The organism is Phenylobacterium sp., from assembly GCF_031181185.1.
Taxonomy (GTDB): domain Bacteria; phylum Pseudomonadota; class Alphaproteobacteria; order Caulobacterales; family Caulobacteraceae; genus Phenylobacterium.
In genome coordinates, this window is sequence record NZ_JAPSKZ010000146.1 from 1 (window position 1) to 9,118 (window position 9,118).

Here is a 9,118-nt window from a genome sequence, read left to right on the forward strand (position 1 = left end):
ACGAGCCAAGCCGGGGCGCCTCCAGGACCTCGCGCGGCAGGATCTGGCCGAAGGCCACCACCACGGCGGCGTCCAGTCCCAACGCCGCGAAGGCCTCCATTTCCTCGGGCGCACGCATCGAGGCCGGCGTCCGCACCGGAATGCCGCGGGCCTGGGCGAAGGCGTGGGTCGGCGAGGGCCTCAGCTCCTGCCCGCGCCCGCGCGGCGCGGGCGGCTGGGAATAGACGCAGGCCACCTCGTGGCCCGCCTCCACGATGGCGGCGAGAGCCGAGACGGCGAAATCGGGGGTGCCCAGGAAGGCCAGACGCATGGCCGGGGTTTAGCCGCCCCGCGGGCCTAAGGGAACTTACGGGCAAGCGGCGCCGTTGACGGCGCGATCAAGGAGGACGCCATGAACAAGCTGATCGCCGTCTCCGTCGCCGGCCTCGCTATCGCCCTCGCCGCCTGCACGGAGCGCGAGCGCGTCGACACCGGCAACGACGTCGAGGCCGCCGCCGGCAAGATCGCCAACGAGGCCCAGGACGCCGTCCAGAGCCCCGAGCTCAAGGAAGTCGGCTCCGAGATCAAGGAGGCCGCCGGCGACGCCGGCCAGGTGATCAAGGACGCCGCCAAGGGCGCCGCCGAGGGCGCCCGCGAAGGCGCCGCCAAGGTCGAGTCCGAGACGCGCGACGAGGCCGGCGACGCCAAAACGGCGGCCGAAGACGCCAAGCGCTAGGCCGCAACGGTCAAGCTTGAGGCGAAAATGCGGCGCGACCGACACACGCCAGCAAATCTCGCGGACTAGCTGTCCCCCCGACCGATCCTGGGGAGGACTGGAACGTTTGCAAGGCCGCTGGTCCGGCCTGGGAGTAGGATGTTGACCCGACGCCAAGGCGCCGCCCGTTGGGCGGCTTTGCTCGCGACCTCCGCCGTGTCGCTCGCGCTCGCCACGCCGGCCCTAGCCCAAGCTCCCGCCGCCGACCCGCTCGAAGAACCCGCCCTCGACGAGGAGGGCTACGAGGTCGACGAGCTGGTCGTCACCGCGGCCCGTCAGGTCGCCCCGCGCGGCTCGGTCGTCGGCGAGGCGGAGCCGGAGATCACCCTCGACCAGCGCGAGATCCGCGCCCTGGGCGTCAGCTCCGTGGCCGAGCTGCTGACGGCCCTCGAGCCCCAGCTCGCCAGCGGCCGGGGCCGGGGCGGCGGGCGGCCGATCATGCTGGTCAACGGCATGCGCATCTCCAGCTTCTCCGAGATCCGCGACCTGCCGCCCGAGACCATCGTCCGCACCGAGATCCTGCCTGAGGAGGTCGCGCTGCGGTACGGCTATCGGGCCGACCAGCGGGTGGTGAACTTCGTCCTGCGCCGGCGCTTCCGCGCGCTGACTTTGGAGGGCGGCGTCACCCTGCCGACCGAAGGCGGCCGCAGCACGGTCGACGCCAACGCCAACACCCTGCAGATCCAGGGCGACACCCGCACCCAGTTCGACGTGAAGGCCGGCCGCACCACCGCCCTCCTCGAGGACGAGCGCGACGTCGTCCGCACCGACGGTCAGGACGGCGCCCTGCGCACCCTGCTGCCCGCCAACCGCTCGCTGGCGCTGAACGGCGTGATCGCCCGGCCGCTGGGCGACGGCGTCGCCGCCAGCCTGAACGGCCGCGTCGAGTTCACCGAGTCCGACGCCCGCCTCGGCCCCTCGGGCGATCCCTTCCTGGCCAGCAGCGAGCTGGATGCGCTGCGCCGCCTCACCGACAACCGCGAGGCCCACGTCGGCGTCGCGGTGAACGGCGCCGTCTCCGGCTGGCGCTGGTCCTTCACCGGGAACGCCGACCGCACCAGCAGCCGCACCCTGACCGAAACGGCCTTCGACGAGGAGACGGGCGCCTTCAGGACGCCCAACATCGCCCGCTCCACAGTCACCTCGGCCGACGCCGAGGTGCTGGTGAACGGCACCCTCTTCGACCTGCCGGCCGGGCCGGTGAACGCCGCCTTCACGGTCGGCGCCGACACCCTGAACCTCGAGAGCGAGACGCGCCGCCAGGACCTGTTCCGCAGCGCCGACCTCGACCGTCAGTCCGGCCGCGCCCAGGTCAACTTCGACGCGCCGATCGCCAGCCGCCGACGCGGGCCGATCGGCAGCCTCGGCGACCTCTCGGTCAACTTCAACGCCGAGGTCCGCCACCTTTCGGACTTCGGGACGCTGACCACGATCGGCGGCGGGATCACCTGGTCGCCGATCGAGGCCGTGCGGATCATCGCCTCGATCACCGACGAGGACGGCGCGCCCACGATCCAGCAGCTCGGCAACCCCGAGATCGTCACCGAGAACGTCCGCGTCTTCGACTTCGTCACCGGTGAGACGGTGGAGGTCACCCGCCTCGAGGGCGGCAATCCGAACCTGCTCGCCGACAACCGCAGGGTCATCAAGCTGGGCCTGACGCTGCGGCCTTTCGAGGAGACCGATTTCGTCTTCCGCGCCGACTACACGCGCACCCGGATCGAGGACGAGATCGCGTCCTTCCCGGCCATCACCCCCGAGATCGAGGCGGCCTTCGACGACCGGATCGACCGCGACGCCGAAGGGCGGCTGACCCGCGTCGACGTACGGCCGGTCAACTTCGATCGCCACGAGCGTGACGAGCTGCGCTGGGGCTTCAACTACAGCCGGCCGCTGCGCAACACGCGCCCGCCGCCGTTCGCGCCGCAACGCGCCGCGGCCCCAGGAGGCGCCCAGACCGGCGGCGCTCAGACGGGGGGCGCGGCGGCCGAGGGCCGGCCCGCCCCGGGCGAGGGACAGCGCGCGGGCGGTGGTGAACGGCAGGGCCGCGGCGCCGGCTTCGGTCCGGGCGGATTCGGCGGCCGGCGGGGCAATTTCGCCGGCGGCAACTTGCAGTTCGCAGCCTTCCACACCTGGCGGCTGAAGGACGAGATCCTGATCCGGCCCGGCGTTCCGGTGCTCGACCTGCTGGACGGATCGACCCTGGGCTCCGGCTCGGCCACGCCCAAGCACCAGCTCGACGTGCAGGCCGGCGTCTCGCGCAACGGCCTGGGCGCGCGCCTCAACGCCCGCTGGCAGCAGGGCGGCACGGTGCAGTCCGGCCTGGGCGGCAGCGGCCTCACCTTCTCGGACCTGACCACCTTCAACCTGCGCCTCTTCGCCGACCTCGGCCTGCAGCCGATGGCGCGCGAGCATACGTGGATGCGCGGGGCCCGCGTGAGCCTCAACGTCGACAACCTGTTGGACGAGCGGGTCAGCGTCCGCGACGCCGCGGGCGCCACGCCCATCAACTACCAGCCCGACCTCATCGACCCCTTGGGCCGAACGGTGCGCGTCAGCTTCCGCAAGATCTTCCTGCCGATACGCGCGGTTCCGCCGCCGGGCGAGCGCCGGCCGGCGACCTGAGCCTCACGCGGCCTTCGGAAAGAGCTTGCCTAGCCAGGCCTCCCAGACGGCGCCCTCCCGGGCGGCCACGGCCTCGCTGTCCGGACCGTAGAAGAACAGGCTGACGCCCAGGTGGGTCTGGCCGCCCCAGGACCACGCGCCGGGCAGGGCGACGCCGCCGGACGGCGCCTCCAGGCGGATCAGCAGCTCCTTCTGGTGCTCGGTCGATCCCAGGCGTTCGACCCGGCCGGCGAGCCGGGGCGCCCCGCCCGCGGTCTCGATGCGGTCGCCGGGGCTCGCGCCTTCGATCCCCAGTTCGGCGCAGAAGCGCCGCCAGGCCTCGTCCAACGAGCCCGCGTAGGTCGCCATCGGCCGCAGGGACGTCGCCGCCTCGCCTGCGAAGTCGCGCAGGTAGATCCGCATGACCTCGAAGAACGGCGCCCAGCCCGCCTCCATGCCGCCGATCTCGCCGTCCCAGCGATCGTCCTCGGTCTCGAGGCTCATCACGATCCGCACCCGGCACTGGCCGCCGGCGTCGCTCTCGACCACGAACTCGGTGGCCAGCGGCGGCGCCTCGGGGTTCCAGCCCGGCTCCTCGTAGGCGAAGCGGCGCGGAGGCTCGAAGGCCGTCACGTGGCCGGGCGAGACGTTGCCGCCGCCCAGGTCGAAGCTGACGGGGCCGCCGACCCGCTCCTCCACCGTGCTCGGCACGAACCAGGCGGTGATGCCCGGCCCGGTGGCGATCGCCTGCCAAACCTGCTCCGGCGTGCCGGGCATCTCGAAGACCAGCTCGGCGTAGCGACGGCCCTTGCCGTCCGACTTCATGGGCATGACGTCCTCCTTCAGCTCGGCTCGTCGGGTGTCGGATGCAGCGCCACGAACAGGCGGTGCGTGCGGCCGCCTTCGTCGGGTCCCGCGTGATACCTGGCCGCCAAGGCCGACACGGCCCGGGTCAGCTCCTCGGCGAAGGCCGCACGGTCGCTCGGCGACCGGAAGCGGATCTCGCTGTCGAGCGAAGCCGTCGCCAGCCGCTTGCCCGTCACGTCCGCCCGCTTCATCAGCCCGCCCACCTCGCGCACCACGCGTCCGGCCAGCGCCACCAGATAGGCCGCCGACATCCGATCGTGCGTACGCGCCGGGGTGGCGCCTGCGTCGCCCAGCGCCGCCGGCGAGACCAGGAAGCCATCGGCGCTCGCCGTCAGGACGCGCTCGGTCAGCCCGCCCCAGGCCCGCTCTTCGGCGACACGGACCAGCCCGTGCGCCTCCAGCGTCCGCAGGTGATAGTTCGCCTTCTGCCGCGGCAGCCCCAGGCGCCCGGCCACGGCGGCCGCCGAAGCCGGCGTGGAGAGTTCGGCCAGCAGGCGGCTTCGTACAGGGTCCAGCGCCGCTGCGGCGGCCTCGGGACGTTCGATGACTTCGATCGCGGACATGGCGCCATCCCGCCTTTGAAAAGAAAATTTGTCAAGGCGCCCGAGGCGAGCGTGCGGAGTCTCGGCGACGTGCAGGAGATGCGGCTTGAAAGCCGCTGCGGGAGCTACCTGGCCCGCAGCACGGCCATCGCCTGGCTCGCCACCTCGCGCCCGCCCGGGATGATCTCGGCGACGTCGAAATGCGCTGCGGCCATGGCGGCGAAGTGCTCGCGGGTGGTCCAGCTCGACATGTAGTTCGAGCCCTGCATGGCGTCGTTCAGCACGAACCAGCCCTCCGGCCGGCCGCGCGCCTTCACCTCGGCCGGTCCCCAGGCTTCGGCGTAATCCTCGTCGTGGAAGGTGAGCAGGGCCAGGCCGCCCGGCCGCAGCACGCGGGCGATCTCGGCCAGCCAGGCCATAGCCACCGGCTCTCGCAGGTGGGTCAGCACGGAATAGGCATAGACGAGGTTCAGCGAGGCTTCGGCCTCCGCCAGCGGCGGCTTCAGGCCGTTGACGCGGTACTCGCCCGGCAGGTTGGCCTGGCACCAGGCGACCAGCTTGGGATTGAGGTCGGAACCTACGAACCGGCCGCCGCCGTCGATCACCTCGGGCGCCAGCCAGCGGGCGACCCGGCCGCAGCCGCAGCCCAGGTCCAGCACTTCCAGCGGCCCGCCGGCGCCGTGCGCGCGCGCCAGCCGCAGCACCTCGGCGGTGTCGGCCTGGCCGCGCTCGGAGAACCATTTCTGTCCGGCGGTGCCGGCGACGGCCACGCGCAGGTCGGCCGGCGGCATCGGCCGGCCATCGTCGACGGCGGTCTCGGCCTGCGACACCAGGCGCCGTTCGGCGGCGCGGTAGATGGGAGCGATGAGGCCGGAGACCTCGAGCGCCCGCCGGGCCAGGCGGATCAGCGGCGGGCGGGTCACGTGGGCCTACGCGGCCTTCAGCTTCTTGACCTTCTTCACCGCCTGTTCGCGCTTCAGCCGGGACAGGTGGTCGATGAAGAGCACGCCTTCCAGGTGGTCCATCTCGTGCTGGATGCAGACCGCATAGAGGCCGTCCGCCTCCTCCTCAATCTGCTCGCCCTGGTAGTTCAGGTAGCGCAACTTAACCCGCGCCGGGCGCTCGACCTCGTCGTAGTATTCCGGGATCGAGAGGCAGCCTTCCTCGTAGGGCGCCGTCTCCTCGGACTTCCAGGTGATCTCGGGGTTCACGAAGTAGCGGGGCTGCTTCTCTTCGCCCTGGCCCGACAGGTCCATGACGATCACCCGCTTTGGCACGCCGATCTGGATCGCGGCCAGTCCGATGCCCGGCGCCGCGTACATCGTCTCCAGCATGTCGTCCATCAGGGCGCGCAGCTCGTCGTCGACAGCCGCGACGGGCTGGGACACCTGCTTCAGCACCGGGTGCGGGACGGTCAGGATCTCTCGGATGGCCATGGTCAGCGAGGTAGGTTCGGAATTCCCGAGCGTCAAGGTGGGTTAAGCGCCCAGACGCCCTATGACTTCGCCGCCAGTCGCACGGTCGGCTGTTCGTCCTCGCTGAGCTTCGACAGCGCGCGGACGCCCACCTCGATCGGCGGCAGCTCGGCGATCTCCTTGCCCTGGTGATCGACCTTCAGATCCTCGAACCGCTTGGCCTGGGTCAGCACCTGGGTCTCCAGCGAGCCCACGAACCGGTTGTAGCGCTCGACAGCCGCCGACAGCGCCTTGCCCACTGAGCCCGCATGCTCGCCCATCACGGCGATGCGCTTGTAGAGCTCCTTGCCCAGCTCGGCGATCTTCTGGGCGTTGGCGGCCTGCTCCTCCACCCGCCAACCGTAAGCCACCGCCTTGCACAGGGCGAAGAGCGTCGTGGGCGTCACGATCACCACCCGACGGTCCATGGCCTCGGTCATCAGGTCGGGGGCGCGGTCCAGCGCGGCGGCGAGCGCGGAGTCCAGCGGCACGAACATGGCCACGAAATCCGGCGAGGCGTCGAACTGGTCCCAGTAGGCCTTGGCCGAGAGACCCTGGATGTGGCTCTTCACCGAGGTGACATGGCGCAGACCCGCGGCATCGCGGGCGGCGTCGTCCAGCGCCTCCTGCAGCTCCAGGAAGGCGTTCAGCGAGCACTTCGCGTCGATCACGAACACGCCGCCGCCCGGCAGGCGCACCGTCACGTCGGGCCGCCGCCGACCCTCCTCGGTCTCGGTCGAGGTCTGTTCGTCGAAGTCGTAGCGCGCCGAGAGGCCCGCCGCCTCCAGCACGTTTCGCAGGGTTTGCTCGCCCCAGCGGCCCTGCACGCCCGCGCCGCGGCGCAGCGCCGCCGACAGCTTGCGCGCCTCCTCCTGCGTGGCCGTCGAGGCCTGCAGCAACTGCGCGATCTGGGCCTTCAGCCCGCCGGTCTCCTCGGCGCGGGTCTTCTCGACCTGGGCCACCTGCTCCTGGAACTTCTGCAGGGTCTCGGCGACGGGCTTCAGCTGGGCTTCGAGCCTGGCCTGCACCAGCTGCTCGCGGTTGCGGGCCTGCTCCTCGTTCTTGCGCAGGATCTCCTCGGCCACGCTGGTCGCCGACTGGGTCAGCTGGCTGCGCAAGAGCTCGCCCTGCTCCTCCAGCATCCGCGCCCGCAGCTCGGCGGCCGCCACCCGCATCTGCGCCCTCAGGGCCCAGACCACGGCGCCGCCGGCGACCAGGGCCAGCACGCCCACGAGGATCCACAGCATGTTCATGCTGCGTTCTTAGCACTTTCGGTGAGTCGCGGCGAGCGCGACAAATCAGGCGGGACGTCTGGCCCGCATGGCCTGGGCGATGGTGCCGTCGTCCAGCCAGTCCAGCTCGCCGCCCACCGGGACCCCGCGGGCCAACATGCTGACCGTCACCTCCGCGCCCGACAGGCGATCGGCCAGGTAGTGGGCCGTCGTCTGGCCGTCGACGGTCGCCGGCAAGGCCAGGATCACCTCCCGCACGCCCGGATCGCCCGCCCGGCCGACCAGAGGCCCGACCCGCAGCGCCTCCGGCCCCACGCCGTCCAGCGCCGACAACAGCCCGCCCAGCACGTGGTAGCGGCCGCGGAAGGCGCCGGCCCGCTCCATGGCCCACAGCGCCCCCACCTCCTCGACCACGCAAATCAGGCTGCCGTCCCGGGTCTGGTCCGAGCAGATCGCGCAGGGGTCCTGGGTGTCGAGGCTGCCGCAGACCTCGCAGGTCTTCACCCGCGCGGCGGCCTCCGCCAGCGCGTCCGACAGCGGCAGCAGCAGCTGTTCGCGCCGCTTCAGCAGCGCCAGGGCGGCGCGCCTCGCCGACCGCGGCCCCAGCCCCGGCAGCTTGGAGAGCAGCCCGATCAGCCGCTCGATCTCGGGTCCTGCGGAGGCGGCCATCAGTTCGCGCGCGTGGCCTGGCTGAACACCACCCGCCAGACTCCGTCCCGCTTGCGCCACACGTCGATGAAGCGCAGCCGCACGTCGAAGGCCTCTCCGCCCGCCGTCCCCTTGGCGCGCGCCACGCCGCCCAGGATCGCGGTGTCGCCCATCACCTTCTCGACGGGCTCCTCGACCTTAAAGGGCTCCAGCTTGTAGCCCGGCGCCACCTGGTCGGCGATGAAGCTCTTCTTGTCCTGAACCTTCCCCTGGCTGTTGTGCAGCAGGTAGTCGTCGGCGATCAGCCGCTCCAGCTCGGCCCGGTCACTGGTCACCTGGGCGCGGTCGTATTCGTGCGCGGCCTTCGCCAGGTCGGCGGGCAGGGTCACGGACGCTGCGGCCAGCAGGGCGGCGAGCAGCATCAGAACTTCGGCATGCCCGGCAGGCCCATGCCGGCCAGGGGGCCGGCGGCCTCGCGCATCAGCTCGGCCTGCTGGGCGTCCAGCTTGCGCTTGGCGTCGGCGTGGGCGGCGACGACCAGGTCGGCCACCACCTCGCCCTCGCCCGGCTGCATCAGGCTCTCGTCCAGGTCGACCTTGGCCAGTTCGCCGGTGCCCTTCAGCACCACCTTCACCATGCCGCCGCCCGAGGTGCCCTCGACCTCCAGCTCGGCCAACCTCGCCTGCGCGTCGGCCAGCTTCTGCTGCATGGCCTGCGCCTGCTTCATCAGGGAGTTCAGGTCTTTCATCTCAAACTACTCCTCGTCCCCATCCTCTTCCGGCGGTGGCGCCTCGGCCGACGGCTCCGGCTGCACGGCCTGGCGGATGCCGACGATCTCGGCGCCGGGGAAGGCCTGCATCACCGCCTGCACGAACGGGTCCTGCTCGATCCGCGCGCGGGCCTCGCGCTGCTCGCGCTTCTGCTTCTCCCACAGGCTCTCGGCCCCGCCGCCGCCCTGGGCCGAGATCAGCCAGCGCTCGCCGGTCCATTCGCGCAGGCGGCCTACCAGCCGCTGGG

Annotated in this window: 11 protein-coding genes and 1 pseudogene; 2 read left to right on the top strand and 10 right to left on the bottom strand. The window is 71.8% G+C overall.

Going from position 1 to position 9,118, the window contains the following annotated elements; all coding sequences use genetic code 11:
* The coding region (locus RIF93_RS15555) for a formyltransferase family protein (RefSeq protein ID WP_309092359.1) at positions 1–310 on the bottom strand (310 nt) is incomplete at its 3' end.
* 81 nt (positions 311–391) lie between these two features.
* Between RIF93_RS15555 and RIF93_RS15560 the strand changes: the two genes are divergently transcribed.
* Positions 392–715 (top strand): hypothetical protein, encoded by a 324-nt coding sequence (locus tag RIF93_RS15560; RefSeq protein WP_309092360.1) that lies wholly within the window; start codon positions 392–394, stop codon positions 713–715.
* Positions 716–910: 195 nt separating this feature from the next.
* Positions 911–3,379 carry a hypothetical protein gene (locus RIF93_RS15565; RefSeq protein ID WP_309092361.1) on the top strand — a complete coding sequence of 823 codons (2,469 nt, stop codon included), beginning with the start codon at positions 911–913 and terminating at the stop codon, positions 3,377–3,379.
* A 3-nt stretch (positions 3,380–3,382) separates the two neighbouring features.
* Here RIF93_RS15565 and RIF93_RS15570 read toward each other — a convergent pair whose 3' ends face one another.
* The 9 genes and pseudogenes from RIF93_RS15570 to RIF93_RS15610 all read right to left on the bottom strand — a co-directional run.
* Complete coding sequence (locus RIF93_RS15570) at positions 3,383–4,189, bottom strand: SRPBCC domain-containing protein (RefSeq protein ID WP_309092362.1); 807 nt, start codon at positions 4,187–4,189, stop codon at positions 3,383–3,385.
* A gap of 11 nt (positions 4,190–4,200) precedes the next feature.
* Positions 4,201–4,788 (bottom strand): helix-turn-helix domain-containing protein, encoded by a 588-nt coding sequence (locus RIF93_RS15575; RefSeq protein ID WP_309092363.1) that lies wholly within the window; start codon positions 4,786–4,788, stop codon positions 4,201–4,203.
* Positions 4,789–4,892: 104 nt separating this feature from the next.
* Complete coding sequence (locus RIF93_RS15580) at positions 4,893–5,690, bottom strand: class I SAM-dependent methyltransferase (protein WP_309092364.1); 798 nt, start codon at positions 5,688–5,690, stop codon at positions 4,893–4,895.
* A 6-nt stretch (positions 5,691–5,696) separates the two neighbouring features.
* Positions 5,697–6,203, bottom strand: coding sequence for a peptide deformylase (locus RIF93_RS15585; protein WP_309092365.1), 507 nt, complete (start codon positions 6,201–6,203; stop codon positions 5,697–5,699).
* A 59-nt stretch (positions 6,204–6,262) separates the two neighbouring features.
* On the bottom strand, positions 6,263–7,474 hold the full coding sequence (rmuC, locus tag RIF93_RS15590) for a DNA recombination protein RmuC (protein ID WP_309092366.1): 1,212 nt from the start codon (positions 7,472–7,474) through the stop codon (positions 6,263–6,265).
* A gap of 45 nt (positions 7,475–7,519) precedes the next feature.
* The gene (gene recR, locus RIF93_RS15595; RefSeq protein WP_309092367.1) at positions 7,520–8,122 is read right to left on the bottom strand and encodes a recombination mediator RecR; all 603 of its coding nucleotides are present in this window, start codon (positions 8,120–8,122) and stop codon (positions 7,520–7,522) included.
* Complete coding sequence (locus RIF93_RS15600) at positions 8,122–8,523, bottom strand: nuclear transport factor 2 family protein (RefSeq protein WP_309092368.1); 402 nt, start codon at positions 8,521–8,523, stop codon at positions 8,122–8,124. The genes recR and RIF93_RS15600 overlap by 1 nt, the downstream gene beginning before the upstream one ends.
* Positions 8,523–8,849: a YbaB/EbfC family nucleoid-associated protein gene (locus RIF93_RS15605; protein WP_309092369.1), complete on the bottom strand. Its 327-nt coding sequence runs from the start codon at positions 8,847–8,849 to the stop codon at positions 8,523–8,525. The genes RIF93_RS15600 and RIF93_RS15605 overlap by 1 nt, the downstream gene beginning before the upstream one ends.
* A gap of 6 nt (positions 8,850–8,855) precedes the next feature.
* Positions 8,856–9,118: pseudogene (locus tag RIF93_RS15610) on the bottom strand (DNA polymerase III subunit gamma/tau); the annotation flags it as partial.

Excerpts from the sequence above, each read along its gene's own strand:
- recR (WP_309092367.1), bottom strand. The coding sequence starts at position 8,122 with ATGGCCGCCTCCGCAGGACCCGAGATCGAGCGGCTGATCGGGCTGCTC.
- RIF93_RS15575 (WP_309092363.1), bottom strand. The coding sequence starts at position 4,788 with ATGTCCGCGATCGAAGTCATCGAACGTCCCGAGGCCGCCGCAGCGGCG.
- RIF93_RS15585 (WP_309092365.1), bottom strand. The coding sequence starts at position 6,203 with ATGGCCATCCGAGAGATCCTGACCGTCCCGCACCCGGTGCTGAAGCAG.
- RIF93_RS15560 (WP_309092360.1), top strand. The coding sequence starts at position 392 with ATGAACAAGCTGATCGCCGTCTCCGTCGCCGGCCTCGCTATCGCCCTC.
- RIF93_RS15605 (WP_309092369.1), bottom strand. The coding sequence starts at position 8,849 with ATGAAAGACCTGAACTCCCTGATGAAGCAGGCGCAGGCCATGCAGCAG.
- RIF93_RS15600 (WP_309092368.1), bottom strand. The coding sequence starts at position 8,523 with ATGCTGCTCGCCGCCCTGCTGGCCGCAGCGTCCGTGACCCTGCCCGCC.
- RIF93_RS15570 (WP_309092362.1), bottom strand. The coding sequence starts at position 4,189 with ATGCCCATGAAGTCGGACGGCAAGGGCCGTCGCTACGCCGAGCTGGTC.
- rmuC (WP_309092366.1), bottom strand. The coding sequence starts at position 7,474 with ATGAACATGCTGTGGATCCTCGTGGGCGTGCTGGCCCTGGTCGCCGGC.